Genomic DNA, 26,973 nt, shown 5'->3' on the forward strand with positions numbered 1-26,973 from the left:
GGATGGTGATGGCGAAATCCGGTTCCGCTTTCGCGAAATCCTGCAGGATCTGCTCCACCATCAGTTTGGAAGTGCCGTAAGGGTTGGTGGTGCCCCCGGTGCGTGACGTTTCACGCAGTGGAACCTGTTCCGGCGTACCGTAGACCGTGGCGGAAGAGCTGAAAATAAACTGGTGCACGCCGGCCTGGCGCATTTCATCCAGCAAGACCAGCGTGCCGCCGAGGTTATTCTGATAGTACTCCAGCGGTTTGGCAGTGGATTCCCCGACCGATTTCAAGCCGGCGAAATGGATGACGGAAGAGATGTCATGCTCGGCGAAGATGCGCTTTAGCGCCGTTCGGTCCTGAACATCATCAGGATAGAAAATGGCTGCTTTGCCCGCGAGCTCCGCAACGCGCTGCAGCGAAGCCGCAGAGGCGTTCGCCAGGTTATCCAGCACCACGACGTCTTCATTGCGTTCCAGCAGCGCCAGCACGGTATGCGAACCGATATACCCGGCGCCGCCAGTCACTAAAATAGCCATTGAGCCTCCTTCACGTTGATTATTTTTCGTTTGGGCCTGCGTTCGCGGTTGCTGAAGGCGACAGGCACAGGTAAATGGCCAGCAGCAACGTCAAGTTGGTCACATAACGGTGATCGATGAACAAGCTATCCACCATGCCAATCACGACCGTAGGCAGCAGCACCAGCAGCAAGATGGGCCGCGCCGTGGCGCCAAGGCGGCTGGCGTAAAACGTCAGCAGGTAAAACAGGACGACTGCCGCCAGACCGATGAGGCCTTGTAGAGAGCCCGCTTCAATCACATCGTTATGCAGGTGGAACACCAGGTTGCGCAACGCTTCAGGGTTACCGCCTTCGTTCCGGTTGATGTAATCGGTGGCCGAAGCCAAACGGGTGGCAGTGCTTTGGCCGTTAGGGTGCTGGAGGATCGCGTCGATGCCCGCTTTCCACATGCTGATGCGTGAACCCACTGACGAGTTGCCGTCGCCTTTTTGATAGTTGCCCAGCTCGGTAGCGGTGCCAATCAGCCGGTCAGTGGCATTGCTGAAGAAATGGTTGGTGATAACGGCGGCGAGCAGCGCAATGACGCAGGCGATCGCCATCGTGCGGAGTGAGATATGGTGTCTGCGGCCAAACATCATCAACAGAATGACTGGGTAAAGCAACAGTGAAGAGCGCGTTTCGGTCAGTAAAATCAGCCCGAGAGTGATCAAAATGACCGCCGCGATGACCAACGATTTGCGGCGCAGGTTCAACGATGCAATGACATGTATCGTCAGCAGCGACTGCAAAACGTAAATGTAGGCGGTCATGGTGGAAACCGTCTTGATTTCCAAACGTACGCTCGGGTTTTTCAGGTAGTAATACAGCCCCATGTATGAGGTGTAAAAGAAGCCGACGACGATCAGCACCTTAACCATAAGCAGCGTTTTTCGGCCCCAGCTGTCGCGCAGCGTACCCAGCGCCAATATCAGCGCTGCGCCCACCATCAGCCGCAGCGATGTGGTGAGGTAGTCCTCATCGGCCTCCATCATGCTGACGGCCGGAAAACGCCAATGCCAGAGGAGTTGGCTCAGCCCGACGATAAACACGCCAAGCGCAACTATCGCTGCTTCACGCGGAATGCTGCGTGGGCGGCGTATAAGCAGGGTAATGACGGCAATGAGCGCGGACAGATAAAACGCGTTGCGGTTAAGCGTGGTGTCAGTCAGGGGGGTTGAGACCGCGATGGCGGCTAAAACGAATGCAAGCGTCATGGCATTGATGGTTTTCATTTGGCGAAGCATGCGAAACCTCGCTCCAGTGCCTGGACGAACTGAGCGTAATCAAAATGATCGCGGGCGTGTTGCAGCGCGTTGTTGCTCATGGTCAGGTACTGGTTTTGCGTCAACACGGCGGCAATTTCGCGCGCACACGCCTGCGGTGACAGCACCAGAGGATCCATCATGCGTTGGGTCACTGCGTTGAACACCTGATGCGGGAAGTCGATGTCGATGCCGGTCAGCGACTGATACTGCGCGAAAGTCAGCGTGGGGGTGATGCCGATGCCGCATTTACCGTCGGGGATCACTTCCGGCTGGCCATCGATCAGCGGGAATATCACCGGGACGCCGTGGAATAGCGCCTCCATGCAAGACAAGCCAAAAGGTTCGGTGACCGGCGAGCTGATATAGAAATCGATTTTCGCGAAGAATTCCGTCAGGTCCTGGCGGAAACCGAGGAAGCGCACCTGCTGTTGCAGGCCTAATTTTTCTATCAGCGCTCGCAGCACGTCCTCATCGGGCCCTTTGCCGGCGATATGGAGTTCTGCGTCAATGTTCATTTTCAGCAACGCCTGCAGCGTCAGGATAGATACGCCGATGCCTTTGAGAGAAACCAGGCGAGAGGCGGTACCCAGGCATATCCGTGGGCCGGGCGGTTGCGTTTTGGGCGTTACGGCGGCGGGTGGCGGCACGCAGTTGCTGACAATCTCGATCGGGCAGGTGAGCTTGAAGCGCTCTTCCATCACGCGTTTCGAGGCGTGGCTGACGGCGATGCAGCCGTCCACTTTTTCAAAGAAGCCGAGTGTTTTTCGGGTTAACGGATAACGCCATGAGCAGCCATGATCGTAATAAAGGGTTTGGCTGCCGCGGATTTTACGCGCCAGATTGGGGACGAAATCCCAGAAGATCACCAGGTCGGCTTGCTGCCGTTCGATTTTTCGCAACAGCGCCGCTTTACGCATAAATACAGGGTATTTCAGCGAGCTGCCGCTGACGATCCGGTTGGCGAACGTCAGCGGCGTATCGCCCAGTTCACGCGCGATCTCTGCGCCGATCTTGTTGCTGATGCACAGGATGCTGTCGCTGCCTGAGGTGGTGTTGGCCAGGAATTGCAGAAATATTTTCTCAGCCCCGCCCATTTTTTCCAGATTGATAACGTGCAGCCGTTTCATAGCGTTTGTTCCTGCAGCAAAACGAATACCTCGTGGGCGGAGAGGGATCCCATATGGCGATCGTTGGCAACGAGCGACCGTTGATTCTGCCCGTAGCCGCCGATCAGGCCGGGATCGGTCGGCCCGAACAGCGTGATGTTCGGTTTGTCGAGCGCGGCGGTCAAATGGCTTAGCCCGGTGTCGACCGAGACCACCCCTTTGGCGCCGGCCAGCACTTCGGCCACCTGCTGCAGGCTGAGCTTCGGCAGCACCTCGACATGTGAAAAACCTTCCGCCAACCGCAGCGCGCGCTGATGTTCATGCTCTGCGCCCCACGGCAGTTTGATCTTCAGTCCGCTGTCGGCCGTCAGCGCGATCAGCTCACGCCAGTTTTGCTCCGGCCAGTGTTTATCGTCACGGGTCGTAGCGTGCAAAAACACCAAATACTGTCCGGCATCGGCCGGCGGACTGCTGAGAAAACGCGCGGCGATGGCGTAATCGCCGTAGCTGCCCGGTTTGTCGTAACCGAGGCTTTTGGCGAACAGCTCGCGCGTGCGTTCCACCGCGTGCTGCTGTTTGTCTATCTCATGGCGAACGTTGTAGAACCAGCTGGCGAACGGCTCGCGTGCGCTCTTGCAGTCGGGGCCATGCTTGTTGCCCTTGGCGATGCGCGTGATCAGCGCGGCGCTTTTGATCAGGCCCTGTGCGTCGATCACCACATCGTAGCGGCGTTCTTGCAGCGCGCGCTTGAAGTCGCAGCGCTGCTGCCGGGTGTCGTTGCCGAACCAGTTTTTACGCCAGCGGCGAATGGCCACCGGGATCACGCGGTCCACCGCCGGGTGCCAGGTGGGGATTTGGCTGAAGCCTTCTTCCACCACCCAGTCGAAGCGGATATCGGGAATGGCCTGCAGTGCGTCGGTCAGGGCGGGCAGCGTATGCAGCACGTCCCCCATCGAGGAGGTTTTTACGATTAACACCTGCATGACTATTCCTCGCTGGCGACAAGCAACGGCGTCAGCGCGTCCAACACTTGCTGCGGCTGAATATCGATCAAACTTTGGTGGTATCCCTGATCGGCATCGCCTTTACGCACCTTGTGGTAGCCGCTGATCAAACGGATAACGCGCGCCTTGTCGGAGAGCGGCGGCGTGAAGTCGGGGCTACTTGGGCCGTACAAGGCTATCAGCGGTTTGTTCAACGCGGCGGCAACGTGCATTAAACCGGAGTCGTTGCTGACCACCGCCCGACAGGCCGCGATCAGGATAACCGCCTGCTCCAGCTGGGTTTTCCCGGCCAGGTTGAGGCAGAAATCGCGCGCGTCGTCCTGCAATGCGGCGCGGATCTGTTCACCGGCTTCGTGGTCTTTCGCCGAACCGAACAGCGCGACCTGATAGCCGCTCTCGATCAGCTGCTGAGCCAGCGTTGCGTAGTGATAATGCGGCCAGCGCTTGGCGGGGCCGAACTCCGCGCCCGGGCAGAAGCCGACGATCGGTCGGCTGTCGGTCAGGTTAAAGGCAGAAGTGGTTTCGGCGATCTCTTCGTCGCTCACCTGCAGCTGCGGCCACAGCAGCGGCTGCGGCAGATCGTCGGCGCGCTGAATGCGGCCTTTGTCATAGGCCAGCGCCACGTAGCGCTGCACCATCAGCGGGAAGGCCGCCTTGTCGAGCACGCGGACGTCGTTCAGCAGGCCGTAACGCATTTCGCCTCGCCAGCCGGTGCGCTGCGGGATATCGGCGAAGAAGGGCACTAGCGCGGATTTGAACGAGTTGGGCAGAACGTAAGCGCGATCGTAACGGTTGGCGCGCAGGGCGCGCCCCAGGCGGCGGCGCTCGCCGAGCCCCAGCGCGCCGTGGCCCAGCGGCATCGCCAGCGCCTGATTGACTTCCGGCATGCGCGCCAGCAGCGGGCGGCACCAGGCCGGCGCCATCACATCGATCTCCGCCGACGGGTATTCGGCCTTCAGGGTGCGATAGAGACTTTGCGACATCATCATGTCGCCAACCCAAGAAGGGCCGATAACCAGTATTTTCATACCCAGCGTTAGTTCCTTCAGCTTATGCGGTGCGGTTCAACCAGGCCATGTACTCTTTCACGCCTTCGGCGACCGTTTTGAACGGTGCGTCGTAGCCGGCGGCGCGCAGCTTGGTCAGATCGGCCTGGGTGTACGCCTGATAGCGGCCCTTCAGCTTCTCCGGGAACTCGATGTATTCCACCGCGCCCTTCTGGTGGAAGTCCACCACCGCGTCGGCCACCGCCTGGAAGGTTTCCGCCCGGCCGGTGCCGCAGTTGAAGATGCCGGATTTGCCGGTTTCCCAGAACCACAGGTTGACCGCCGCCACGTCGCCGACGTAGATGAAGTCACGCTTGAAGTTTTCGCTGCCGGCGAACAGTTTCGGGTTTTCGCCGCGGTTGATTTGGGTGTTCAGGTGGAAGGCGACGCTGGCCATGCTGCCTTTGTGGCCTTCGCGCGGGCCGTAAACGTTGAAGTAGCGGAAGCCGCAGATCTGCGAGTCCGCTTCCGGCAGGATCTCGCGCACGTACTGATCGAACAGGAATTTGGAGTAGCCGTACACATTGAGCGGCGCTTCATATTGGCGCTCTTCGATGAACTCTTCGCGGCCGCCGTAAGTGGCGGCGGAGGAGGCGTACAGGAACGGAATTTCGCGATCCAGGCAGTAGTGCAGCAGGTCTTTGGAGTACTGATAGTTATTGTCCATCATGTACTTGCCGTCCCACTCGGTGGTCGCGGAGCAGGCACCTTCGTGGAAGACCGCTTCGATATCACCCAGATCGTCGCCGGCCACGATGCTGGCGATAAAGTCTTCTTTATCGACATAGTCGGCGATGTCCAGATCGACCAGGTTGACGAATTTGGTGCCGTCTTTCAGGTTATCCACCACCAGGATATCGCGATATCCCTTGTCGTTCAGTGCCTTAATGATGTTGCTGCCGATCATGCCGGCGCCGCCTGTGACGATAATCATTGGGTTACCCCTGCTAAGCTGCCTGGTGGAGCACAATGCCCCACGCTCAATGGCGGTTATCATAGCATTTCATGCCGCGGCAAACAGCGTAAGGGCTCCGAATATCCCGCATTGCCATTGAAGTCCGCTTTTTGCCGTGATATCTGCTGCAATTTTAATATTCTCTCCCGCGCATTCTCGTCAGTTTGGTTACAAATCAGTAAAATATGCCGCAAATAGCCCAATCCTGGAGATAACCGAATGTCAGCGTCTTTTTATCAGCAGTTGGAACAACAGCTTGCCGCCACTCGTAGTGAAGGGCTGTTCAAGGAAGAACGTATCATCACCTCCGCGCAACAGGCGGATATCGCCGTCGCCGACGGCAGCCATGTGATCAACTTCTGCGCCAATAACTACCTGGGCCTGGCCAACCATCCGGCGCTGATCGCCGCCGCCAAGTCGGGGATGGACAGCCACGGTTTCGGCATGGCGTCGGTGCGCTTCATCTGCGGCACCCAGGACAGCCACAAACAGCTGGAACAGAAACTGGCGGCCTTCCTGGGCATGGAAGACGCGATCTTGTACTCCTCCTGCTTCGACGCCAACGGCGGGTTGTTCGAAACCCTGCTTGGCCCGGAAGACGCCATTATCTCCGATGCGCTGAACCACGCGTCGATCATCGACGGCGTGCGCCTGTGCAAGGCCAAGCGCTATCGCTACGCCAATAACGACATGACCGAGCTGGCCGCGCAGCTGAAGCAGGCTAAAGCCGACGGCGCGCGTCACATTCTGATCGCCACCGACGGCGTATTCTCGATGGACGGCGTGATCGCCAACCTGAAAGGGGTGTGCGATTTGGCGGACGAATATCAGGCGCTGGTGATGGTGGATGACTCCCACGCAGTAGGCTTTGTCGGCGCCAACGGGCGCGGTACTCATGAATACTGCGAAGTGATGGGCCGCGTCGATATCATCACCGGTACGTTAGGCAAGGCGCTGGGTGGCGCTTCCGGCGGCTATACCGCCGCCAAGAAAGAAGTGGTGGAGTGGCTGCGCCAGCGTTCGCGCCCGTACCTGTTCTCCAACTCGCTGGCGCCGGCGATCGTCGCCGCGTCGATCAAAGTGCTGGAACTGCTGGAAGAGGGCGATGCCCTGCGCGATCGCCTGTGGGCCAACGCGCGGCTGTTCCGCGAAAAAATGACCGCCGCCGGCTTCATCCTGGCCGGCGCCGATCACGCCATCATCCCGGTGATGCTGGGTGAGGCGAAGCTGGCGCAGGAGTTCGCCAATGCGTTGCTCAAGGAAGGCATCTATGTGACCGGTTTCTTCTATCCGGTGGTGCCGAAAGGCCAGGCGCGCATTCGTACCCAGATGTCCGCCGACCACACCCCGGAGCAAATCGAACGCGCAGTGGCGGCGTTTACACGTATCGGTAAGGATCTTGGCGTTATTGCATAAGGTAAAACCATGAAAGCACTGTCAAAACTGAAAGCGGAAGAAGGGATTTGGATGACCGACGTGCCTCAGCCGGAGCTGGGCCACAACGACATCATGATCAAAATCCGCAAAACCGCGATCTGCGGCACCGATGTGCATATCTACAACTGGGACGAGTGGTCGCAAAAAACCATTCCGGTCCCGATGGTGGTCGGCCATGAATACGTGGGCGAAGTGGTGGCGATCGGTCAGGAAGTCAAAGGCTTCAGCATCGGCGATCGCGTGTCCGGCGAAGGGCATATCACCTGCGGCCATTGCCGCAACTGCCGCGGCGGCCGCACACACCTGTGCCGCAACACCGTCGGCGTGGGCGTGAACCGTCCGGGCAGCTTCGCGGAATACCTGGTGATCCCGGCGTTCAACGCCTTCAAGATCCCGGATAACATCTCCGACGAACTGGCGTCGATCTTCGATCCGTTCGGTAACGCGGTGCACACCGCGCTGTCGTTCGATCTGGTCGGGGAAGATGTGCTGGTGTCCGGCGCCGGCCCGATCGGTATCATGGCGGCGGCGGTGTGCAAACACGTCGGTGCTCGCCATGTGGTGATCACCGACGTTAACGAATACCGTCTGGAACTGGCGCGCAAGATGGGCGTGACCCGTGCGGTGAACGTCAGCAAGGAAAACCTCAGCGACGTGATGGCCGAACTGGGCATGACCGAAGGGTTCGACGTCGGCCTGGAAATGTCCGGCGCGCCGCCGGCCTTCCGCACGCTGCTTAATGCGATGAACCACGGCGGCCGCATCGCCATGCTGGGCATTCCGCCTTCGGATATGTCGATCGACTGGAACCAGGTCATCTTCAAAGGGCTGTTTATCAAAGGGATTTACGGTCGCGAAATGTTCGAGACCTGGTACAAGATGGCGGCGCTGATCCAGTCCGGCCTGGATTTGACCCCGATCATCACCCACCGTTTCTCGATCGACGAGTTCCAGCAGGGCTTCGACGCCATGCGCTCCGGCAAGTCGGGCAAAGTGGTGCTGAGCTGGGATTAATCTCGGCAGACGTGAAAAGGGCCGGAATTCCGGCCCTTTTTTATGCTTGCGGTTTGGCTTGCGTCCAGTGCTGCCAATGACGCTTGATGAAGGTCACCGGTGGCGAAGTGGCGATGCTGTCGGCGATGACGCCCAGCGCGGTGCCGGCGTTGGTACTTTCCTTCGGCGGTTTGACCTTGCACTGCTTGATGCCGCCGCTGAACGGGTTCTTCGGCTGCGGTTTCTGCGGTTTAACCGGCGGTGGGACGTAGCTGCCGCCGCCGTTGCCCTGCGGTTCGTTCAGCAGTGCGCTCGGCTTGACCAGCACGATATCGGCGGGCAGCGACGGCAGCATCTGCTGCAGCACTTTCACCGTCGCCGGGCGCGGGTGGCCAATGGCGATGGCGGAGCCGTTGCGCCGCGCCAATTCGACCGCGCGGTTGAACTGACGGCGGATGTCGGCCTCGTTTGCGGTATCGTCGAGGAACACCTTGCGTTTGATCACTTTCACGCCGGTGCCGGCCGCAGCGCGGGTTGCCTGACTGCTGCCGATGGTCATGCTGTCGAGGAAATACAGACGATAGCTTTCGAGCGCCTGCATCACTTTCTGCATGCCCGGCAGGCTGGAGGTCATGGCGCTGCCCATGTGGTTGTTCATGCCGACCGCATAAGGCACGTTGTTCACCGCGTTGCGGATGATGCGCTGGATCTCTTCGCTGCTCATGGAGGGCTGCAGAGTATCGCGCTCCAGCGGCTGCTTGCTGAGCGGCGCCATCGGCATGTGGATCAAGACTTCGCGGCCCTGGCTGTGGGCGCGGGTGGCCATCAGGCGGGCATGTGGCGCGTTGGGCAACACCGCGACCGAGATCGCCGTCGGCATTTGCAGCACCGCGTTTTCTTCGTGAGGGCGGTAGCCCACGTCATCGATGACGATGGAGAGTTTCCCTGCCTGCGCAGCGTAAACCTGCAGCAGACAGCCGATTAACAGAGCTGTACGGGTTTTGACATAGCGCAAATCTATCTTCCCAACCACGGCAGTGGGTTAACCGCCTGTCCCTGACGACGGATTTCGAAATAGAGCGACGGCGTTCCCTGGCCGCCGCTGGTGCCTACCAGAGCGATCGGCTGGCCGGCGCGCACCTGCGCCCCGACGTTGACCAACGCGCTTTGGTTGTAGCCGTACACGCTCATGTCGCCTTTACCGTGTTCGACCACCACCATCAGGCCATAGCCTTGCAGCCAGTCGGCCAGCAGCACGCGGCCATCGGCGACGGCTTTCACTTCGCTGCCTTCGCGGGCTTCAATCACCATGCCTTTCCAGCGTAGCTCGCCCTGCTGCGGTTCGCCAAAGCCGTGCAGCGTGCGGCCGCGCACCGGCCACATCAGCTGGCCGGCCGGACGACCGAGGCCGCCGGTACGCGCCATCAGCGAGCGATCGGCTTCGCTCGGTTTGTAGGTGGTGCCGGTTTTCTTCGCCTGCTGTTCCTTGATGCGCACCTGTTCGCGCACCTTGGCCGCTTCACGCGCTTCGCGTTCGGCGCGCGCACGGGCTTCGCGCTCCGCCCGGGCGATCTTGTCGCGCATGCGGGCTTCGTTCTGGCGCAGTTCCACCAGGCGTTGTTGGTCTTTTTCCAGCGAGGCTTCCAGCGCGGTCAGCGTTTGCTTGCGGGCGCCGCGCGCCTGCTCCAGCTTCTGCTGCTGCGTCTGTTGCTCGCCCAGGAGGGATTTTTGCTGGCCCTGTTTGGCCACCAGCGTGGTTTTTTGCTTCGCCAGTTCAGCGCGGGTCTGCTTCAGCTCTTCGATGGTTTTCTGACGCGCTTCGTTCAGATAGCCGAAATAGGCCAGAATACGTTCGCTGCGCTGGCTTTCTTCACCGCTGAGGATCAGCTGCACGGCGCTGTGCTGCCCTTGCCGGAAGGCGGCGTCGAGCTGTTTGGCGAGGAGGTTTTGTTGGGTCGACTGCTGCTTTTGCAGCTTGGCGATCGAGGCGTTCAGGCCGGAAATGTCCTTGCCCAGCTGGGTGAGCGTGCCCTGGGTGTCGCGCAACTGGCGGCTGGCCTGGGCGATGGTTTTTTCCTGCTGACGCAGCTGATCTTGCAGCGAGCTGCGCTGCTGTTGCTGCTGCTTCACCGCTTTTTCTTTCTCGGCGATGCTCTGCTGGATGTCTTTCAGCTGGGATTTATTGTCTTCCGCCGCCTGGCCGGCGAGCGGCAACAGCAAGACGCCAGCGCAAAATACGCTGGCGCACATGGCGGTGAACGTCCTTGGCGCGGTGCGTTCAGGCAGCGTTCGGCTGCCTGCGTTTGCGCTTCGGGTTACCCTTGATAGTGCAAAAAACGCCTTCTCCCTCATGGAGAAGGATTATTCCACGATGAACAGCGGCTTACCAGTCATCTCTTGCGGGATTTCCATTCCCATCAGTGTTAGCAGGGTTGGCGCGATGTCCGAAAGCTTGCCGCCTTCGACCGCCCGCGCCGGTTTGCCGACGTAAATCAGCGGCACCGGCAGGCTGGTGTGGGCGGTGTGCGCCTGCCCGGTGGCCGGATCGCGCATCTGTTCGGCGTTGCCGTGATCGGCGGTGATCAGCAGCTGGCCATCGACGTCGCGCACGGCGTCAACCACCTGAGCGATGCACGCGTCCAGCGTTTCCACCGCTTTGACCGCCGCTTCATACACGCCGGTATGCCCCACCATGTCGCCGTTCGGGTAGTTGCAGATAATGGCGTCGTATTTGCCGCTGCGGATGGCGCTCAGCAGCTTGTCGGTCAGCTCGGCGGCGCTCATCTCCGGCTGCAGATCGTAGGTGGCGACCTTCGGCGAGTTGACCAGCACGCGGTCTTCGCCCTTGAACGGCGCTTCCACGCCGCCGTTATAGAAGAAGGTGACGTGGGCGTATTTTTCGGTTTCCGAGATGCGCAGCTGGGTTTTGTCGTGCTTCATCAGCCATTCGCCGAAGGTGTTGGCCAGCGACGCCGGCGGATAGGCGCAGGCGGTCGCGATGTCGGCAGCGTACTCGGTCAGCATCACGAAATCGCCGAACTGCACCCGCTTGGCGCGCGGGAAACCGTCAAAATCCGCGTTCACGAAGGCGCGGGTGATCTGGCGCGCGCGGTCGGCGCGGAAGTTCATGAAGATCAACGCGTCGCCGTCCTGCATCGCGGCATCGGCCTCACCGGCGGCGCGAATGACGGTCGGTCTGACGAACTCGTCGTTTTCACCGCGTTCATAGGCGGCCTGCAAGCCGGCAGCCGCATCGTCGGCCAGGTAGTCGCCTTTGGCCGCGGTCAGCAGGTCATAGGCCAGCTGCACGCGATCCCAGCGGTTGTCGCGGTCCATCGCGTAATAACGCCCGATCAGCGAAGCGATGCGCCCGACGCCCAGCGCGGCGAAGGCATCGCGGCAGCGTTGCAGCGGGGCTTCGGCGCTGCGTGGCGGGGTGTCGCGCCCGTCGAGGAAGGCGTGCAGATAGATGGCTTTGGCGCCGCGCTGGGCGGCCAGCTTGATCATGGCCAAGATGTGCTCGTCGTGGCTGTGCACGCCGCCCGGCGACAGCAGGCCCATGATATGCACCGCCTTGCCGGCCGCCACTGCCTTGTCGACGGCGGCAGTCAGCACCGGGTTGGCGAAGAAGTCGCCGTCGGCGATCGCTTTGTCCAGCCGGGTCAGATCCTGATACACGATGCGCCCGGCGCCCAGGTTGACATGACCGACTTCGGAGTTGCCCATTTGCCCGTCGGGCAGGCCGACATCCAGCCCGGAAGCGGCGATCAGCGTATGCGGCTGCTCCTTCCACAGGCGATCCATCACCGGGGTGCCGGCGTTCAGGATCGCGTTGTCCTCCCGCTCTTCACGGTGGCCGTAACCGTCCAGGATCACCAGTACCATCGGTTTTTTGTTGCTCGACATTGCATTGACCTCTTATGAACTTTTTAAGCTGCGAATAGCCATGCGCCCGCCGCAAGCATGGCTATTCGCCCTCGAAAAACCGGCTGATTTTACACCGCCGCCGGCGATAAATAGCCCAAAGAGATCAAGGTTGCGGCGAATCGCGCGGGCTTTTATGCTCTAACGTCGGGAATTTCTCAGCGCAGCCCGCAGTTTCTACAATCGCGCTTGCTTATTGGCTGTATTTGCCGCACTCGGCAGGTATACTCTGGAACCTTGACTTATTTATCCCTTAACTGACGGGAGTTGTTACACCCCATGCTGCAAGAAATTATGCCATTCGTAAGCAGACACCCTATTCTGAGCCTGGCTTGGATCGCTCTGCTGGTCGCCGTGATCGTCATGACGTTCAAAAGCCGTTTCTCCAAGGTCAAAGAGATCGCCCGCGGTGAAGCTATTCGCCTGATCAACAAAGAAGAAGCCGTGGTGGTCGACACCCGCAGCCGCGACGATTTCCGCCGTGGTCACCTGGCCAACGCCATCAACCTGACCGCCAGCGAAATCAAAAACGGCAGCCTGGGCGAGCTGGAAAAACACAAAGCGCAGCCGATCATCGTCGTGTGCGCCAACGGCACCGCCTCCCGCGAGCCGGCGGAGAACCTGAGCAAGGCCGGTTTTGAAAAGGTGACTATGCTGAAAGACGGCATTGCCGGCTGGAGCGGAGAAAACCTGCCGCTGGTGCGCGGTAAGTAACCGTTTAACCTATTTGAGGTGGCAATCCATGGCTAACATTGATATCTACACCAAAGCGACCTGCCCGTTCTGCCATCGCGCCAAGGCGCTGCTGAACAGCAAGGGCGCGGCGTTTAACGAGATCGCCATCGACGGCGATAGCGCCAAGCGCGAAGTGATGATCGAGCGCAGCGGGCGCACCACCGTGCCGCAGATTTTCATCGACGGCCGGCATATCGGCGGCTGTGATGATTTATATGAACTCGATGCTCGCGGCGGCCTGGATCCGCTGCTTTAAGCCGCTTGCCGGTTCATCGAGTGTCAATAAGGACGTTTAACCAAGGGTATTACTCACATGTCAGAACAAAACAGCACTGAAATGGCTTTCCAGATCCAACGTATTTATACCAAGGACATCTCCTTCGAAGCGCCGAACGCGCCGCAGGTTTTCCAGCAGGAATGGCAGCCGGAAGTTAAACTTGATCTGGATACCGCGTCCAGCCAGCTGGCTGACGAAGTGTATGAAGTGGTACTGCGCGTAACCGTGACGGCGACCCTGGGCGAAGAGACCGCGTTCCTGTGCGAAGTGCAGCAGGCGGGCATCTTCTCGGTAGCAGGCATCGAAGGCACGCAGCTGGCGCATTGCCTGGGCGCGTACTGCCCGAACATCCTGTTCCCGTATGCGCGTGAGTGCATCACCAGCCTGGTTTCCCGCGGTACCTTCCCGCAGCTGAACCTGGCACCGGTCAACTTTGACGCGCTGTTCATGAACTATCTGCAGCAGCAGGCGGAAGGCGAAGGTGCCGCACCACATCAGGATGCCTGATGAACACCGTCAATGCTTCAATGACTGTCATCGGTGCCGGCTCGTACGGCACCGCATTGGCCATTACGCTGGCGCGTAACGGCCATCCCGTGGTGTTGTGGGGACATAACCCCGCGCAAATTCAAACGTTGCAGCACGATCGCTGCAATCAGGCGTTTCTGCCCGACGTTCCTTTCCCCGATACGCTGTTGCTTGAAGCCGATTTGGCGCGTGCGCTGGCTGCCAGCCGCGACGTGCTGGTGGTGGTGCCGAGCCACGTGTTCGGCGACGTGCTGCGCCAGCTGAAGCCGCATCTGCGCCCGGACGCCCGCATCGTATGGGCCACCAAAGGGCTGGAGGCGGAAACCGGCCGCTTGCTGCAGGACGTGGCGCGTGAAGCGTTGGGCGAGGCGATCCCGCTGGCGGTGCTCTCCGGGCCGACGTTCGCCAAAGAGCTGGCCGCCGGCCTGCCGACGGCGATCGCGCTGGCGGCGACCGATGCGCAGTTCGCCGACGATCTGCAACGGCTGCTGCACTGCGGCAAGAGCTTCCGCGTCTACAGCAACCCCGATTTCATCGGCGTGCAGCTTGGCGGCGCGGTGAAGAACGTGATCGCCATCGGCGCCGGCATGTCCGACGGCATCGGTTTCGGCGCCAACGCTCGTACCGCGTTGATTACACGCGGGCTGGCGGAAATGAGCCGTCTGGGTTCTGCGCTGGGCGCCGATCCTTCGACGTTCATGGGCATGGCGGGGCTGGGGGATCTGGTGCTAACCTGCACGGACAACCAATCGCGCAACCGCCGCTTCGGCATTATGCTGGGGCAGGGCAAAGGCGTGCAGGAAGCGCAGGACAGCATCGGTCAGGTTGTCGAGGGCTATCGCAATACCAAAGAGGTGTTGGCGCTGGCGCAGCGGCACGGCGTGGAAATGCCGATCACCGAACAGATTTATCAGGTGCTTTACTGCCATAAAGACGCCCGCGAAGCGGCGCTGAGCCTGCTGGGGCGCGCCCGAAAGGACGAAAAGCCCAGCGTGTGACATAAAACGATATGCCGGGGCAGCATGCTGACCCCGCAAATGACCTGGGCCGCTTCGCGCTACCGTGTGAAGCGGCCCGTTTGGCAAGGCAGAGGGGAATGTGATGTCGTCAGAAGAGTTGGAACAGGTCTGGAACAGCATTAAATCAGAAGCGCGAGCACTGGCTGATTGTGAACCGATGCTGGCCAGCTTTTTCCATGCGACGTTGCTCAAGCACGAGAATCTGGGCAGCGCGCTCAGCTATATGCTGGCCAACAAGCTGGCGACACCGATCATGCCCGCGATTGCGGTACGCGAGGTGGTGGAAGAGGCCTATAAGTCCGACAACCAGATGATCGTTTCGGCGGCGCGCGATATCCTCGCGGTGCGGCTGCGCGACCCGGCGGTCGATAAGTACTCCACGCCGCTGCTTTACCTGAAAGGGTTCCATGCGCTGCAGGCTTACCGCATCGGCCACTGGCTGTGGCAGCAAGGTCGGCAAGCGCTGGCTATCTACCTGCAAAATCAAATTTCCGTCGCCTTCGGCGTGGATATCCACCCGGCGGCGACCATCGGCTGCGGCATCATGCTCGACCACGCTACCGGCATCGTGATCGGTGAAACGGCGGTGGTGGAAAACAACGTCTCTATCCTGCAGTCGGTCACTCTGGGCGGCACCGGTAAAACCAGCGGCGACCGTCACCCGAAAATCCGCGAAGGGGTGATGATTGGCGCCGGCGCCAAAATTCTCGGCAATATCGAAGTGGGCAAGGGCGCGAAGATCGGCGCGGGCTCGGTGGTCTTGCAGGCGATTCCGCCGCACACCACCGCCGCCGGGGTGCCGGCGCGCATCGTCGGGCGGCCGGAGAGCGATACGCCGTCGATGGACATGGACCAATACTTCAACGGCACCAATCACGGTTTTGAGTACGGCGACGGCATTTGAGCGCCGCTGGCTGAGCCATTCAGGGGGAGCTTCGGCTCCCCCTGTGTTTTTCAAACGGCGTTCAGCCCTGTTTCGGGAAGTTGGTGATATCGGTGACGATGTCGTCGATCGCCGCCTTGACGTCTTCCGCCGTGACCGGTGAGCTGTCGTTGCTAACGGTTTTGCCGTAGGCCTTGCGCACCACTTCCATCACCGTTTTACCGGTATCCTGGTCGATCAACTCACCTTCGATATACAGCGTGGTGTTTTGCGTCCGGTGGCCGGTGGCGGCCATGGTGCTGGCGACCACGGCGGCGACAGGCACCACTTCATAGAACTTCATGTCTTCGTTTTCGGCTGAAACGGCAGTGATGGCGAGCTTGGCCACCAGTACGCGCGAGCCAGCCGGGCTTGGCAGAATGGTAAAGCGGTTCTGCAGCGCAGTTTTAATTCGCTGGGTCGCATACGCCTTAATCTTGTTCAGCGTTTCCTGGCTGACTCGCGCCGTGGGTTTCTCCGCCGGGAAATAGACCACCGGTTGGAAGTAGAGGCCGCGATAGTTGGATTCCTTGTAGCTTGGGTCTATCCAGCGCAGCGTTTTATGGCCGCTTGGCGAGGTGGTTTCCTGCAGTTTGCTGTAATCGGACAAGAAGCCCGAATATTGAGATGTCTGGGTGACTTTGGACGAACAGCCCGCCAGCAACAGGCCCGCTGCCAGAACCGTCATGGCAACGCCCAAGCGTGGTTTCTTCATATGCTTTCCTATGATGAGTGGTGATTACCCTTAAAAAACATAGCGCATTATCTGCGCCGCAGCGGGCGTTTTCGGGGCCGGGCGTGCCCTGTCGCGGACTTTTATCAGGATCGTGATACGCCGCCGGTTTTCGCCGCTAGCGCCGGTGATAAGGCGGCGAGTACGGCATCCGCTCTGGCCAGTGCCTGGCGTTGCTCGGCTTGCCACTGGGGCAACAATGGCCAGAGATCCGCCTGGTGTTCGGCCTGCAGGCACCAGACTTCTCGGTCGTGCCACTCGCCGAGGGCGTTTTGCGCCGCTTTCAGACTTGCCGCTGCGCAGGGAGAGAGGGGGAGGCGTTGCGGATAGGCTTCGGCCGCGTAGCGCAGGCGTTTGATCAGCAGCCGCAGGCGGTGGCGATCGTAGCCTGTATCGGCCAACGCCCGGCGCAGTTGTCGTTGCTGGCGCTGCAGGCGTCGGTTCAGACGGTGTTTGGCGGCGGGCCGCGCAGTGCTTCGAAAGCGGCGCGGCCAGGCATGCAGCAGCGAGGGAAAATCGATGAGCTGCGGATGGGCGAGCAGTTGGCGGCAGCGGGCCTGAAAATCGCTCTGGCGCGCGTTCGCCTGCCAATCCAGGCGATGGCGCACCAGTTCGGAGATCAGCACCTCGAGATCGCGCAGCGGCGTCGTGAGCCTGCTTAACTCGGCGGCGGCCCGATCGAGCCGCGTTGCGCCGGGGCTGCCGCGCAAAGGGCGCAACAGGCTGCGAATGCGCCGCAGACAGACGCGCAAGTCGTGCAGCGCTTCGCTGTCAGGCGCTTGCTGCAGCCGCAACAGCGCCGCGTTCAGCGCCAGCTCGAGCCGACGAAGCTGGGTGACAATATCTTCGACGAAAGCCATGTACCGTTCCTGGAAAGAGCATCGCAGCGATGCCACTTCCAGTATGGCGCGTCGTCGCGGATTACGCCTTGATCAACGCGCCGGCATAGTCCAGCTGCCGCCAGGCCTCATAAACCACCACCGCGACGGCATTCGACAGGTTCATGCTGCGGCTTTGCGCCTGCATCGGGATGCGGATTTTTTGCTGCGCAGGCAGCGCATCAAGGATATCGGCGGGCAACCCGCGGGTTTCCGGGCCGAACAGCAGGTAGTCGCCGGCCTGATAGCTGACGGCGCTGTGCGCCGGGGTACCCTTGGTCGTGAGGGCGAACAGCCGCTGCGGATTTTCGGCGGCGAGGAAGGCGGCGTAGTCGGCATGACGGCGGACGCGGGTGAACTCATGGTAGTCCAGCCCGGCGCGGCGCAGGCGCTTGTCGTCCCACGGAAAACCCAGCGGTTCGATCAGGTGCAGATTAAAGCCGGTATTGGCGCACAGGCGGATGATATTGCCGGTGTTGGGTGGGATTTCAGGTTCAAATAAAACGATGTTCAGCATGTTGCAGGCCCCTCGTGAACGAGGGGCGCAGGATAGCAAACTCTTACTGTTCTGTCTTAGCCGATAGGCGTTGATGATGCAGCGGCAGCCACAGCACCAGCCTCAGCCCGCCCAGTGGGCTGTCTTCCGCCTTCACCCAGCCGCGATGCTGGTTGACCGCTGCCTCGACGATAGCCAGGCCGAGGCCGGTGCCGCCGGACTCGCGGTCGCGCGCTTCATCGGTACGGTAGAACGGACGGAAAATCTGCTCGCGATCTTCGGCGCTGACGCCGGGGCCGTCGTCATCCACTTCAATGGTTACGCCCTGATTGTCGGCGCTGAACGCCACGGCGATGCGGGTATGCGAATAACGCAGGGCGTTGCGCACGATGTTTTCCAACGCGCTGTCGAGCGCACTCGCGTTGCCGAACAGCGTCCACGGGCCGGGCGGTGCGACGATCTCCAACTGTTTGCCCATCTGTTCCGCTTCGAAACGGGCGTTGTCCAGCACGTCGGCCCACAGTTCGTTGGCCTTCAGCTGTTCGCGCGCCAGTTCGCCCTTCTGCTGTCCGCGCGACAGCGCCAGCAGATCGTTGATCATCGAATCCAGCCGCTGCGCTTCGGTTTCGATGCGCGCCAGCTCGTGGCCTTCACCGTGACGGCGGCGCATCAGCGCGGTGGCCAGCTGCAGGCGCGTCAGTGGCGTGCGCAGCTCGTGCGAGATGTCCGAGATCAGCCGTTGCTGGGCGTTCATCATGCGTTCCAGCGCGCTGACCATCTGGTTGAAACTGGCGCCGGTGGCCAGGAATTCCTGCGGGCCGGCCTCCAGCTCCGGGTGCTGCTTCAGGTTGCCGCGCGCCACGTCATCGGCGGCGTTCTTCAGCTTGCGCGCCGGTTTCGCCAGACTCCAGGCCAGCCACAGCAGCAGCGGGGCGCTGATCAGCATGGTGACGATCAGCAGCAGCAGCGGCCGGTCGAACATCAGGTTGATGAAATCGGATTGCGGGCTGTTGGCGGGGCGGATCAGGTACAGCTGGTAGTTGTCTTCGCCGTCGCGCACTGCGAACGGCCCCACCAGCTCGACGCGACCGTACTTTTTCTTCTTCGGATGATCCGAGTTGTCGGATTGGCCGATGAAATTGCGGACGATCTGCATTTCGTTGCGCTGCGCGCCGATCACCCTGCCTTCGCTGGTGACCAGCAGCAGGCGCTGGCCCGGCGGCGCCCATTTGTCGATGGCGCGGAACAGGCGGCGCCACCACATCAGATCGTTGGCCGGATCGTTTTGCAGTTCGGCCTCGACGTGTTGTTCCAGCATCAACCCCTGCCGCTGCTCGCTGTCGAGCAGCGAGGTCATTTGGCGGGAGTCGAGCTTGGGCACCATCAGCACCAGCATTAGCACCAGGGCTAACGTGAACCAGAAAATGGCGAAGATGCGTGCCGTCAAACTATTGATCATGTTGCAGATACCATCAAATAACCGCGCCCGCGCAGGGTTTTGAACCACGGATGCCCGTCTTTGCGATCCGGCAGCTTACGCCGCAGGTTGGAGATGTGCATGTCGATGGCGCGATCGAACGGGGTCAGGCGTTTGCCTAACACTTCCTGGCTCAGCAGTTCGCGCGACACCACCTGGCCAAGATGCTGCGCCAGCAGGTACAGCAGGGTGAATTCGGTGCCGGTCAGATCCAGCACCTGGCCGTCGAAGCTGGCCTCCTGGCGGCCGGGGTTCAGCTGCAGGCCATCGACATCCAGCGTCGGGGCGCCGCTGTCGACCTGCTGTTGCTGTTCGCTCCAGTTGGAACGGCGCAGAATGGCGCGGATACGCGCGACCAGTTCGCGATCGTTGAAGGGTTTCGGCAGGTAATCATCGGCGCCCAGCTCCAGGCCCAGCACGCGGTCCAGCTCGCTGCCGCGCGCGGTCAGCATGATGACCGGCGTCTGGTGATGCTGGCGCAGTTCTTTCAGCGTATCGATGCCGTTTTTTTTCGGCATCATGATGTCGAGCAGCAGCAGATCGACGGAGCTGTCCAGCAGCGACAACGCCTGCTCGCCATCGTGCGCGACGACGATATTAAAACCTTCCATTTCAAGCAGTTCTTTTAACAGCGAGGTCAACTCGCGGTCGTCGTCAACTAACAGAATCTTGTTCATTATGATTTACCTCCAGACGCAAAATACGTCATCAACTGTTGCCATTCCATGACTTTACGTAGTTTTACATGCACTGACGCAGGTTTTCAGGTGTAGCGGTACACTGCTCCTCGTTGATTCGCAAAGTGAGAAAGCTTGAGGAGTTGAAATGCGTAAGGCGACCGCATTAGTTATGGCATCACTGCTGGCAATTGGTTCGACCGCTGCCTTCGCTGCCGACACTATACCGGATGCAGCCCAACCTCCCGGCAACGACGCGATGACCCGAATACCCGGCCAGCACCACATGTTTGACGGTGTCAGCCTCAGCGAACAGCAGCGCCAACAAATGCGCGATTTGATGCGCCAGGCCCGGCACGATCTGCCTGGTGTCAATGTAGCTGAAATGGAAGCCATGCATAAACTGGTGACCGCAGAGAAATTTGATGAAGCCGCCGTGTATGCCCAGGCGGAAAAGATGGCCCAACAGCAGGTCAAGCGCCAGGTGGAAATGGCCCGGGTGCGCAACCAAATGTATAACCTGCTGACGCCAGAGCAAAAAAGTGTTTTAGACCAGAAACATCAGCAGCGTATGCAGCAGATGGAGCAACAAATTTCTGGTTTGCAACAAGCTTCTGCCCAGAAGTGAAGTACGACTGAGTAGTCCCCTGTTTTTCCTTGCCATAGACACCATCCCTGTCTTCCCCGCCATGATGGCGGGGTTTTTTTTATCCGGCATTTCGCTATATTGAGCGCCACACCTTTTGACCGGGGCCCCCATAATGGAACAGCGCTATGCACGCCTGGTGAAGTCCGCTGCGTTGGCCGCTACCGCGCTGGCGTCGTCGCTGCTGTTGATCAAAATCGTCGCCTGGTATCACACCGGTTCGGTCAGTCTGTTGGCGGCGCTGGTGGATTCGCTGGTCGATATCGCGGCATCGCTGACCAACCTGCTGGTGGTACGCTATTCGCTGCAGCCGGCCGATGCCGAACACACGTTCGGCCACGGCAAAGCGGAGTCGCTGGCGGCGCTGGCGCAAAGCATGTTTATTTCCGGTTCCGCCCTGTTTCTGTTCCTCACCGGCTTTCAGCATCTGTATGCGCCGCAAACGCTGCGCGATCCCGGCATCGGCGTCGTCGTGACGGTGATAGCGCTGGTCAGCACCCTGATTTTGGTGACTTATCAACGCTGGGTGGTCAGAAAAACGCGCAGTCAGGCGGTGCGCGCAGATATGCTGCATTATCAGTCAGATGTCATGATGAATGGTGCTATTCTTATCGCTCTTGGGCTAAGCTGGTACGGCTTCCAGCGGGCGGATGCGCTGTTCGCGCTGGGCATCGGCGTTTACATCCTCTATAGCGCGCTGCGCATGGGCTATGAAGCGGTGCAGTCGCTGTTGGATAGGGCGTTGCCGGATGACGAGCGCCAGGCGATTATCGAAGTGGTTTCTTCCTGGCCCGGGGTGAAAGGCGCGCACGATCTGCGCACGAGGCAGTCGGGGCCGACGCGTTTCATCCAGCTGCATCTGGAGATGGACGACACGCTGCCGCTGCGCGAGGCGCATCGGTTGGCCGATCAGGTGGAACAGGCGTTGCGGCACCGTTTTGCGGGGGCAGACGTCATCATTCACCTGGATCCGTGCTCCGTGGTGCCGCCGGGTAGGCGGGGGCATTGGGAGCTATAATCAGATAGAGGCACAGATCGAAGTATTATCATGAATATCTGAGTTAGCTCAGCGTGCCATGCGGTGTTTTTACCGTTATATTGCGTGACTTGAATCAATTCAGCTGGGTGTTTTTGATATAATATCCAGCAATAAGCCGTAAAGCTGGTTTTCTGCAGCCGGAGAGGTTCCAAGACGATCGGCGGAGACAGAATTCTTAAGAAATTGCATCTACACAGTTCAGAGGTAGTCATGATCAAGAAAATCGGTGTACTGACGAGCGGCGGTGATTCGCCGGGTATGAACGCTGCAATCCGCGGCGTTGTGCGTTCTGCGCTTTCAGAAGGTCTGGAAGTTTTTGGTATTTACGATGGCTACCTTGGCTTGTACGAAGATCGCATGGAGCAGCTGGACCGCTATAGCGTGTCTGACATGATCAACCGCGGCGGCACCTTCCTCGGCTCGGCCCGCTTCCCGGAATTCAGGGATGAGAACGTGCGCGCCAAGGCGATTGAAAACCTGAAGAATCGCGGCATCGACGCGCTGGTGGTTATCGGCGGCGACGGTTCCTACATGGGCGCCAAGCGCCTGACGGAAGAAGGTTTTCCGTGCATCGGCCTGCCGGGCACCATCGATAACGACGTTGCCGGCACCGACTACACCATTGGTTACTTCACCGCGCTGGAAACCGTGGTGGAAGCGATCGACCGCCTGCGCGATACCTCCTCTTCGCACCAGCGTATCTCCATCGTGGAAGTGATGGGCCGTTACTGCGGCGATCTGACGCTGGCGGCGGCGATTGCCGGCGGCTGCGAATTTATCGTGCTGCCTGAAATCGAATTCAACCGCGAAGACCTGGTCTGCGAAATCAAGGCCGGTATCGCCAAGGGTAAAAAACACGCCATCGTGGCGATCACCGAGCACATCTGCGACATCGATGAGCTGGCGCGCCACATCGAGCAGGAAACCAAGCGTGAAACCCGCGCCACCGTGCTGGGCCACATTCAGCGCGGCGGTTCGCCGGTCGCTTATGACCGCATCCTGGCCTCGCGCATGGGCGCCTACGCCATCGAGCTGCTGCTGCAGGGCTACGGCGGCCGCTGCGTCGGTATCCAGAACGAAAAAATGGTGCACCACGACATCATCGACGCGATCGAAAACATGAAGCGTCCGTTTAAGGGTGACTGGCTGGAAACGGCGAAAAAACTGTACTGATACGCCGCTCACCGCACGACAAAAAAGCCTCCGCTCGCGGGGGCTTTTTTATGTCCGTCGGCGATATATTCCGGAATCATCTATCCCACAATTTTTTATTCTTTAATTGCCGAGACAGTTTCTGGCAGGCTCTGATGCTAAATCAACCGATTGAGGTTGCGCTTAATTTTCTGGGAGAGCCTGTCGATGCGTAAATGGGGTGTAGGTCTGACATTGGTGCTGTTGGCGTCCGGCGCCATGGCGAAGGATATTCAATTGCTGAACGTGTCATACGATCCGACGCGTGAGTTCTATCAGGCTTACAACACAGCGTTCAGTAAGCACTATCAGGCGGAAACCGGCGACAAGGTGACGGTGCGCCAGTCGCACGGCGGCTCCGGCAAACAGGCGACCTCGGTGATCAATGGCATCGAGGCCGACGTGGTGACGCTGGCGCTGGCCTATGACGTCGACGCCATCGCCGAACGCGGGCGCATCGAGAAAGACTGGATCAAACGCCTGCCGGACAATTCAGCGCCTTACACCTCGACCATCGTCTTCCTGGTGCGCAAAGGCAACCCGAAACAAATTCACGACTGGCCCGATTTGCTCAAGCCGGGCGTGTCGGTGATCACCCCGAACCCGAAAACCTCCGGCGGTGCCCGTTGGAACTACCTGGCCGCCTGGGGCTACGCGTTGCACCACAACAACAACGATAAGGCCAAGGCGCAGGACTTCGTCAAAAACCTGTACAAGAACGTCGAAGTGCTGGATTCCGGCGCGCGCGGCTCGACCAACACCTTCGTTGAGCGCGGCATCGGCGACGTGCTGATCGCCTGGGAAAACGAAGCGCTGCTGGCGGAGAAAGAGCTGGGCAAAGACAAGTTCGAGATTATTACGCCGAGCGAATCGATCCTGGCCGAACCGACGGTGTCGGTGGTGGATAAGGTGGTTGATAAGCGTGGTACCCGCGACGTGGCGACCGCCTACCTGAAGTATCTGTATTCGCCGGAAGGGCAGACCATCGCGGCGCAGCACTATTACCGTCCACGCGATGCGGCGGTGGCGGCCAAGTTTGCCGGGCAGTTCCCGCAGCTGAAGCTGTTCACCGTGGATGACACCTTCGGCGGCTGGACCGAAGCGCAGAAGGTGCACTTCGCCACCGGCGGCGTGTTCGATGAGATCAGCAAACGCTGATGCCGGTTGAGCGGCAATAAAAAACCCCGGCAAGCCGGGGTTTTTTTATGGCAAGCCTAAGGCAATCAGGCTTTTTTCGCTGCGGCAGCGGCTTTGACGATCACGGCGAAAGCGTCGGCTTTCAGCGAGGCGCCGCCAACCAGCGCGCCGTCGATGTCCGGCTGAGAGAACAGCTCCGCGGCGTTCTTGTCGTTCACCGAACCGCCGTACTGGATGATGATTTCAGCGGCAACCGCGGCATCGTGCTTGGCGATGTGATCACGGATAAATTTGTGCACGGCCTGCGCCTGCGCAGGGGTAGCGGACTTGCCGGTACCGATGGCCCAGACTGGCTCATAGGCGATCACGGTGCCTTTCATCGCCGGTGCGCCCAGCGTTTTCAGCACGGCGTCGATCTGGCGCGCGCACACTTCTTCGGTTTTGCCCGCGGCGTTTTCCGCTTCGGTTTCACCGATGCACAGCACCGGGATCAGGCCGGCTTCTTTCAGCACGGCGAATTTCTCGGCGATGACTTCGTCGCTTTCTTTGTGGTAGGTGCGACGCTCGGAGTGGCCGATGATGATGTACTGGGCGCCGACGTCTTTCAGCATGTTGGCGGAAACTTCACCGGTGAAGGCGCCGGACAGGTTAACGTCCACGTTCTGCGCGCCCAGCGCGATGCGGCTGCCGGCCAGCGCGTGCTTGGCCTGATCCAGATACATCACCGGCGGGGCGATGGCGACGCCACAGCCGTCAACGCTGCTCAGCTCATGGCGCAGGCCGGCGATCAGTTCGTTGACCATGTGGGTGCTGCCGTTAAGCTTCCAGTTACCCATAACTAATGGATGACGCATGTTTTTTCCTCCAACTAGAAAACGCGAGAGTCGAAATGACAACTGCCGGACCGGCAGTTTACCTGCCCAACAGTATAGAGATCATTAAGCGCGAAGGCTTTGCTTTTCGTCATTAAATACCGCGCCGTTATGGCTCGGAAAGCGCCAGCTTAATCGGTTCAACTGCGAAGGTTACCCCTTTATCGCCGTTGTCCGAGACGACATAGCGAATGGCGCCGACCTGCTGTTGGTAAAAGCGCGATCCTTTGCCTTTTTCCAGCAGGTTGTTCACCTTGTTCTGGCTCTGTTCCACCGTCAACGCCGGTTCGAACTGGCGCATCAGCGCCGCCATGTAGTTGATGGCGATGGCGCGCGCGGCTTTTTCTTCATTGGCCTGCTGCAGCGGCAGGTGAGTGATCTGCAACGTTTTGATTTTACCGGTACCTTTCTCCAGCGCGGTGGAGGCATACAGGTTTTCGTTGAGTTTGCTGGCAGCGCGCGTCAGCAGCGGCGAATCATCTTCGGCCGAGGGAATGGCGCGGAATTCGCCAATCGGCAGCTTGGGATTGTCGCGATTGTATTTCTCGCGGAACTTGACCACCGTCAGATCGAAGGTCGGCGCTCCGGCCAACAGGTAAGGCGCGGTGGGCTTCGTTTCGCCTGCCGGCGGGTCGGCCCAGGCAGTGGCGGCCGCCTGCAGCAGGCAGGCGATGACGAGGGTTTTTCTCAGCATGGCGTATGGCATCAAGGACAAAGATGGCTCCGATTAAAGCGATAACCCGCAGGCCTTGTCAAAGATCCCACGCCATTATCGGTTCGCTGACGAGAAAGCTGTGCGGCGCGCCGCGTTATGCAGGGCGAAAAACTCGGCCCGGCAGCGCCTATGTTACACTGCGGCGCAGAATATGGGCAGGCTTAGAGCGCAGGAATAGATGACGTTACAACAGTGGTGTTTTTCTTTTAAGGGCCGCATCGGGCGGCGCGACTTCTGGATCTGGATGGGGCTGTGGCTGGTGCTGATGGCGGCGGCGTTTACGTTGGCCAATTATCAGCTGGTCGCCATTCAATCCATCGCCTTCTTTATCGTTGCGCTGCTGTGGCCGACGGCGGCGGTGCTGGTCAAGCGGCTGCACGATCGCAACAAGGCCGGCTGGTGGGCGCTGCTGCTGATCCTGGCGTGGATGCTGGCGGCGGGCAACTGGCAGATGCTGGCGCCAATCTGGCAATGGGGCGTCGGGCGTTTCATCCCGACGCTGATTATCGTGATGATGATGATCGATCTGGGCGCCTTCGTCGGCACGCCGGGGGACAATCGGTTCGGCCCGGAAGCCGAACCGGTGAAGTTCCGCTGATCTTCCGCCGGGTTACCAGTAGTGTTCGCTGGTGATATGGCCCGGCTTGCGGCGCAGGTGCTTGCGCATCTGGCGGTGGTCTTTCAGCGTTTGCTGGGTGTCCCGCACCATTTGTGGGTTGCCGCACAGCATCACGTGGCTGGTTTCGGCGTCGATGGTCAAGCCGATCGCCGCTTCCAGCCGGCCGTCCTCGATCAGCGCCGGTACGCGGCCGGTCAATGAACCGGGCGCCTCTTCGCGGCTGACGACGGTCTGGATACGCAGCTTGCCGTTGTAGCGCTGCTGCAGTTGCTGCATCAACGGCAGGTAGCTCAGGTCGCGCGCAAAGCGCGCGGCGTGCACCAGCACTAGGTTTTTAAAGCGCTCCAGGCCGGCGCCCTGTTGCAGAATCGATAAATAGGGGCCGATGGCGGTGCCGGTCGCCAGCATCCACAGCGTGTCGCAGTCGGGAACCTCGTCCAGCACGAAGAAGCCGGCGGCTTCTTTGGTTACCATCACCTCTGAGCCCGGCTGCAGCTGATTGAGGCGCGGGCTCAGTTTGCCTTCCGGTACGGTCACCAGATAGAACTCCAGATTGGCATCATCGGGGGCATTGACGTAGGAATAGGCGCGCTGCACCCGTTCGCCGTCGATTTCCAGCGCCAGCTTGGCGAATTGCCCGGCGGTGAAAGGATCGATGGGGGCGTTGACCACCAGGCTGAACAGCCCGTCGGTCCATTGTTTTACCTGCGTAACCTTGCCGTTTACCCATTCAGCCATA

General features: G+C 60.1%; 29 protein-coding genes. 12 read left to right on the plus strand and 17 right to left on the minus strand.

Translation table 11 applies throughout. The annotated features are described in order from the left end of the window. From AC6BYQ_RS22780 to rfaD, 6 genes are all read right to left on the minus strand, one after another. Positions 1–523: SDR family NAD(P)-dependent oxidoreductase (locus AC6BYQ_RS22780; protein WP_498057570.1), on the minus strand; the 523-nt coding region annotated here is incomplete at its 3' end. 19 nt (positions 524–542) lie between these two features. Next, positions 543–1,775: an O-antigen ligase family protein gene (locus AC6BYQ_RS22785; RefSeq protein WP_498057571.1), complete on the minus strand. Its 1,233-nt coding sequence runs from the start codon at positions 1,773–1,775 to the stop codon at positions 543–545. Continuing rightward, the gene (locus tag AC6BYQ_RS22790) at positions 1,772–2,935 is read right to left on the minus strand and encodes a glycosyltransferase (protein ID WP_498057572.1); all 1,164 of its coding nucleotides are present in this window, start codon (positions 2,933–2,935) and stop codon (positions 1,772–1,774) included. The genes AC6BYQ_RS22785 and AC6BYQ_RS22790 overlap by 4 nt, the downstream gene beginning before the upstream one ends. Continuing rightward, positions 2,932–3,897 (minus strand): lipopolysaccharide heptosyltransferase RfaC, encoded by a 966-nt coding sequence (gene rfaC, locus AC6BYQ_RS22795; protein WP_498057573.1) that lies wholly within the window; start codon positions 3,895–3,897, stop codon positions 2,932–2,934. The genes AC6BYQ_RS22790 and rfaC overlap by 4 nt, the downstream gene beginning before the upstream one ends. A gap of 2 nt (positions 3,898–3,899) precedes the next feature. Beyond that, complete coding sequence (rfaF, locus tag AC6BYQ_RS22800) at positions 3,900–4,946, minus strand: ADP-heptose--LPS heptosyltransferase RfaF (RefSeq protein ID WP_432525949.1); 1,047 nt, start codon at positions 4,944–4,946, stop codon at positions 3,900–3,902. A 22-nt stretch (positions 4,947–4,968) separates the two neighbouring features. Next, entirely contained in the window at positions 4,969–5,898 is a 930-nt protein-coding gene (gene rfaD / locus AC6BYQ_RS22805) for an ADP-glyceromanno-heptose 6-epimerase (protein WP_063918322.1), read from the minus strand. A gap of 240 nt (positions 5,899–6,138) precedes the next feature. On the opposite strand from rfaD, the gene kbl reads away from it, so the two are divergent. Together kbl and tdh are read left to right on the plus strand one after the other, a co-directional pair. Continuing rightward, positions 6,139–7,335, plus strand: a complete 1,197-nt coding sequence (kbl, locus tag AC6BYQ_RS22810) for a glycine C-acetyltransferase (protein WP_498057574.1) — start codon at positions 6,139–6,141, stop codon at positions 7,333–7,335. 9 nt (positions 7,336–7,344) lie between these two features. After that, positions 7,345–8,370: an L-threonine 3-dehydrogenase gene (gene tdh / locus AC6BYQ_RS22815; RefSeq protein ID WP_016929697.1), complete on the plus strand. Its 1,026-nt coding sequence runs from the start codon at positions 7,345–7,347 to the stop codon at positions 8,368–8,370. Between the two features lie 40 nt (positions 8,371–8,410). Here tdh and AC6BYQ_RS22820 read toward each other — a convergent pair whose 3' ends face one another. Genes AC6BYQ_RS22820 through gpmM form a run of 3 tightly spaced genes read right to left on the minus strand, consistent with a single transcriptional unit; the run spans position 8,411 to position 12,255 of the window. After that, on the minus strand, positions 8,411–9,364 hold the full coding sequence (locus AC6BYQ_RS22820; RefSeq protein ID WP_309530744.1) for a divergent polysaccharide deacetylase family protein: 954 nt from the start codon (positions 9,362–9,364) through the stop codon (positions 8,411–8,413). 2 nt (positions 9,365–9,366) lie between these two features. After that, positions 9,367–10,701, minus strand: coding sequence for a murein hydrolase activator EnvC (gene envC, locus AC6BYQ_RS22825; RefSeq protein WP_498057575.1), 1,335 nt, complete (start codon positions 10,699–10,701; stop codon positions 9,367–9,369). A gap of 9 nt (positions 10,702–10,710) precedes the next feature. Then, positions 10,711–12,255, minus strand: a complete 1,545-nt coding sequence (gpmM, locus tag AC6BYQ_RS22830; protein WP_019452216.1) for a 2,3-bisphosphoglycerate-independent phosphoglycerate mutase — start codon at positions 12,253–12,255, stop codon at positions 10,711–10,713. Between the two features lie 297 nt (positions 12,256–12,552). Here gpmM and AC6BYQ_RS22835 point away from each other — a divergent pair, with 297 nt between their 5' ends. The 5 genes from AC6BYQ_RS22835 to cysE all read left to right on the plus strand — a co-directional run bounded on the left by AC6BYQ_RS22835 (position 12,553) and on the right by cysE (position 15,736). After that, positions 12,553–12,987 carry a rhodanese-like domain-containing protein gene (locus AC6BYQ_RS22835; protein WP_015379424.1) on the plus strand — a complete coding sequence of 145 codons (435 nt, stop codon included), beginning with the start codon at positions 12,553–12,555 and terminating at the stop codon, positions 12,985–12,987. A 28-nt stretch (positions 12,988–13,015) separates the two neighbouring features. Next, positions 13,016–13,264, plus strand: coding sequence for a glutaredoxin 3 (gene grxC, locus AC6BYQ_RS22840; protein WP_019452217.1), 249 nt, complete (start codon positions 13,016–13,018; stop codon positions 13,262–13,264). Between the two features lie 57 nt (positions 13,265–13,321). Continuing rightward, positions 13,322–13,792 carry a protein-export chaperone SecB gene (gene secB, locus AC6BYQ_RS22845; protein WP_004931139.1) on the plus strand — a complete coding sequence of 157 codons (471 nt, stop codon included), beginning with the start codon at positions 13,322–13,324 and terminating at the stop codon, positions 13,790–13,792. After that, positions 13,792–14,811 (plus strand): NAD(P)H-dependent glycerol-3-phosphate dehydrogenase, encoded by a 1,020-nt coding sequence (gene gpsA / locus AC6BYQ_RS22850; RefSeq protein WP_019452219.1) that lies wholly within the window; start codon positions 13,792–13,794, stop codon positions 14,809–14,811. The genes secB and gpsA overlap by 1 nt, the downstream gene beginning before the upstream one ends. A 103-nt stretch (positions 14,812–14,914) precedes the next feature. Beyond that, positions 14,915–15,736 carry a serine O-acetyltransferase gene (gene cysE / locus AC6BYQ_RS22855; RefSeq protein WP_004931135.1) on the plus strand — a complete coding sequence of 274 codons (822 nt, stop codon included), beginning with the start codon at positions 14,915–14,917 and terminating at the stop codon, positions 15,734–15,736. A gap of 61 nt (positions 15,737–15,797) precedes the next feature. Here the strand turns inward: cysE and AC6BYQ_RS22860 are convergent, their stop codons facing one another. The 5 genes from AC6BYQ_RS22860 to cpxR all read right to left on the minus strand — a co-directional run bounded on the left by AC6BYQ_RS22860 (position 15,798) and on the right by cpxR (position 20,015). Then, on the minus strand, positions 15,798–16,469 hold the full coding sequence (locus AC6BYQ_RS22860) for a DUF3313 domain-containing protein (RefSeq protein WP_498057576.1): 672 nt from the start codon (positions 16,467–16,469) through the stop codon (positions 15,798–15,800). 104 nt (positions 16,470–16,573) lie between these two features. Beyond that, positions 16,574–17,347, minus strand: a complete 774-nt coding sequence (locus AC6BYQ_RS22865) for a CHAD domain-containing protein (RefSeq protein ID WP_498057577.1) — start codon at positions 17,345–17,347, stop codon at positions 16,574–16,576. 61 nt (positions 17,348–17,408) lie between these two features. Next, positions 17,409–17,882: a tRNA (uridine(34)/cytosine(34)/5-carboxymethylaminomethyluridine(34)-2'-O)-methyltransferase TrmL gene (trmL, locus tag AC6BYQ_RS22870; protein WP_019452222.1), complete on the minus strand. Its 474-nt coding sequence runs from the start codon at positions 17,880–17,882 to the stop codon at positions 17,409–17,411. A 43-nt stretch (positions 17,883–17,925) separates the two neighbouring features. Further along, complete coding sequence (cpxA, locus tag AC6BYQ_RS22875) at positions 17,926–19,320, minus strand: envelope stress sensor histidine kinase CpxA (protein ID WP_019452223.1); 1,395 nt, start codon at positions 19,318–19,320, stop codon at positions 17,926–17,928. Next, the gene (gene cpxR, locus AC6BYQ_RS22880) at positions 19,317–20,015 is read right to left on the minus strand and encodes an envelope stress response regulator transcription factor CpxR (protein WP_004931124.1); all 699 of its coding nucleotides are present in this window, start codon (positions 20,013–20,015) and stop codon (positions 19,317–19,319) included. The genes cpxA and cpxR overlap by 4 nt, the downstream gene beginning before the upstream one ends. 148 nt (positions 20,016–20,163) lie before the next feature. Here cpxR and cpxP point away from each other — a divergent pair, with 148 nt between their 5' ends. The 4 genes from cpxP to AC6BYQ_RS22900 all read left to right on the plus strand — a co-directional run bounded on the left by cpxP (position 20,164) and on the right by AC6BYQ_RS22900 (position 24,049). After that, positions 20,164–20,643 carry a cell-envelope stress modulator CpxP gene (gene cpxP / locus AC6BYQ_RS22885; protein ID WP_063918327.1) on the plus strand — a complete coding sequence of 160 codons (480 nt, stop codon included), beginning with the start codon at positions 20,164–20,166 and terminating at the stop codon, positions 20,641–20,643. A gap of 133 nt (positions 20,644–20,776) precedes the next feature. Beyond that, positions 20,777–21,679, plus strand: coding sequence for a CDF family cation-efflux transporter FieF (gene fieF, locus AC6BYQ_RS22890; RefSeq protein ID WP_154747628.1), 903 nt, complete (start codon positions 20,777–20,779; stop codon positions 21,677–21,679). A 231-nt stretch (positions 21,680–21,910) separates the two neighbouring features. Next, positions 21,911–22,873: a 6-phosphofructokinase gene (gene pfkA, locus AC6BYQ_RS22895; RefSeq protein ID WP_004931116.1), complete on the plus strand. Its 963-nt coding sequence runs from the start codon at positions 21,911–21,913 to the stop codon at positions 22,871–22,873. 186 nt (positions 22,874–23,059) lie between these two features. After that, the gene (locus AC6BYQ_RS22900; protein ID WP_025160374.1) at positions 23,060–24,049 is read left to right on the plus strand and encodes a sulfate ABC transporter substrate-binding protein; all 990 of its coding nucleotides are present in this window, start codon (positions 23,060–23,062) and stop codon (positions 24,047–24,049) included. A 65-nt stretch (positions 24,050–24,114) separates the two neighbouring features. Here AC6BYQ_RS22900 and tpiA read toward each other — a convergent pair whose 3' ends face one another. Then, a complete protein-coding gene (tpiA, locus tag AC6BYQ_RS22905; RefSeq protein ID WP_025160373.1) occupies positions 24,115–24,882 on the minus strand; it encodes a triose-phosphate isomerase in 768 nt (255 codons plus the stop codon). Positions 24,883–25,009: 127 nt separating this feature from the next. Then, on the minus strand, positions 25,010–25,594 hold the full coding sequence (locus AC6BYQ_RS22910) for a DUF1454 family protein (protein ID WP_019452228.1): 585 nt from the start codon (positions 25,592–25,594) through the stop codon (positions 25,010–25,012). A gap of 199 nt (positions 25,595–25,793) precedes the next feature. Between AC6BYQ_RS22910 and AC6BYQ_RS22915 the strand changes: the two genes are divergently transcribed. Continuing rightward, a complete protein-coding gene (locus tag AC6BYQ_RS22915; RefSeq protein ID WP_019452229.1) occupies positions 25,794–26,213 on the plus strand; it encodes a DUF805 domain-containing protein in 420 nt (139 codons plus the stop codon). A gap of 12 nt (positions 26,214–26,225) precedes the next feature. Here AC6BYQ_RS22915 and fpr read toward each other — a convergent pair whose 3' ends face one another. Further along, a complete protein-coding gene (fpr, locus tag AC6BYQ_RS22920) occupies positions 26,226–26,972 on the minus strand; it encodes a ferredoxin--NADP(+) reductase (protein WP_019452230.1) in 747 nt (248 codons plus the stop codon). Between the last annotated feature and the right edge of the window lies 1 nt (position 26,973).

It is taken from the genome of Serratia sp. LTN-2 (assembly GCF_059740205.1).

Coding starts and splice junctions, on each gene's coding strand:
- AC6BYQ_RS22785 (WP_498057571.1), bottom strand. CDS start 1,775: ATGAAAACCATCAATGCCATGACGCTTGCATTCGTTTTAGCCGCCATC.
- AC6BYQ_RS22790 (WP_498057572.1), bottom strand. CDS start 2,935: ATGAAACGGCTGCACGTTATCAATCTGGAAAAAATGGGCGGGGCTGAG.
- rfaC (WP_498057573.1), bottom strand. CDS start 3,897: ATGCAGGTGTTAATCGTAAAAACCTCCTCGATGGGGGACGTGCTGCAT.
- rfaF (WP_432525949.1), bottom strand. CDS start 4,946: ATGAAAATACTGGTTATCGGCCCTTCTTGGGTTGGCGACATGATGATG.
- rfaD (WP_063918322.1), bottom strand. CDS start 5,898: ATGATTATCGTCACAGGCGGCGCCGGCATGATCGGCAGCAACATCATT.
- kbl (WP_498057574.1), top strand. CDS start 6,139: ATGTCAGCGTCTTTTTATCAGCAGTTGGAACAACAGCTTGCCGCCACT.
- tdh (WP_016929697.1), top strand. CDS start 7,345: ATGAAAGCACTGTCAAAACTGAAAGCGGAAGAAGGGATTTGGATGACC.
- envC (WP_498057575.1), bottom strand. CDS start 10,701: ATGAGGGAGAAGGCGTTTTTTGCACTATCAAGGGTAACCCGAAGCGCA.
- gpmM (WP_019452216.1), bottom strand. CDS start 12,255: ATGTCGAGCAACAAAAAACCGATGGTACTGGTGATCCTGGACGGTTAC.
- AC6BYQ_RS22835 (WP_015379424.1), top strand. CDS start 12,553: ATGCTGCAAGAAATTATGCCATTCGTAAGCAGACACCCTATTCTGAGC.
- grxC (WP_019452217.1), top strand. CDS start 13,016: ATGGCTAACATTGATATCTACACCAAAGCGACCTGCCCGTTCTGCCAT.
- secB (WP_004931139.1), top strand. CDS start 13,322: ATGTCAGAACAAAACAGCACTGAAATGGCTTTCCAGATCCAACGTATT.
- gpsA (WP_019452219.1), top strand. CDS start 13,792: ATGAACACCGTCAATGCTTCAATGACTGTCATCGGTGCCGGCTCGTAC.
- cysE (WP_004931135.1), top strand. CDS start 14,915: ATGTCGTCAGAAGAGTTGGAACAGGTCTGGAACAGCATTAAATCAGAA.
- AC6BYQ_RS22860 (WP_498057576.1), bottom strand. CDS start 16,469: ATGAAGAAACCACGCTTGGGCGTTGCCATGACGGTTCTGGCAGCGGGC.
- AC6BYQ_RS22865 (WP_498057577.1), bottom strand. CDS start 17,347: ATGGCTTTCGTCGAAGATATTGTCACCCAGCTTCGTCGGCTCGAGCTG.
- trmL (WP_019452222.1), bottom strand. CDS start 17,882: ATGCTGAACATCGTTTTATTTGAACCTGAAATCCCACCCAACACCGGC.
- cpxA (WP_019452223.1), bottom strand. CDS start 19,320: ATGATCAATAGTTTGACGGCACGCATCTTCGCCATTTTCTGGTTCACG.
- cpxR (WP_004931124.1), bottom strand. CDS start 20,015: ATGAACAAGATTCTGTTAGTTGACGACGACCGCGAGTTGACCTCGCTG.
- cpxP (WP_063918327.1), top strand. CDS start 20,164: ATGCGTAAGGCGACCGCATTAGTTATGGCATCACTGCTGGCAATTGGT.
- fieF (WP_154747628.1), top strand. CDS start 20,777: ATGGAACAGCGCTATGCACGCCTGGTGAAGTCCGCTGCGTTGGCCGCT.
- pfkA (WP_004931116.1), top strand. CDS start 21,911: ATGATCAAGAAAATCGGTGTACTGACGAGCGGCGGTGATTCGCCGGGT.
- AC6BYQ_RS22900 (WP_025160374.1), top strand. CDS start 23,060: ATGCGTAAATGGGGTGTAGGTCTGACATTGGTGCTGTTGGCGTCCGGC.
- tpiA (WP_025160373.1), bottom strand. CDS start 24,882: ATGCGTCATCCATTAGTTATGGGTAACTGGAAGCTTAACGGCAGCACC.
- AC6BYQ_RS22910 (WP_019452228.1), bottom strand. CDS start 25,594: ATGCTGAGAAAAACCCTCGTCATCGCCTGCCTGCTGCAGGCGGCCGCC.
- AC6BYQ_RS22915 (WP_019452229.1), top strand. CDS start 25,794: ATGACGTTACAACAGTGGTGTTTTTCTTTTAAGGGCCGCATCGGGCGG.
- fpr (WP_019452230.1), bottom strand. CDS start 26,972: ATGGCTGAATGGGTAAACGGCAAGGTTACGCAGGTAAAACAATGGACC.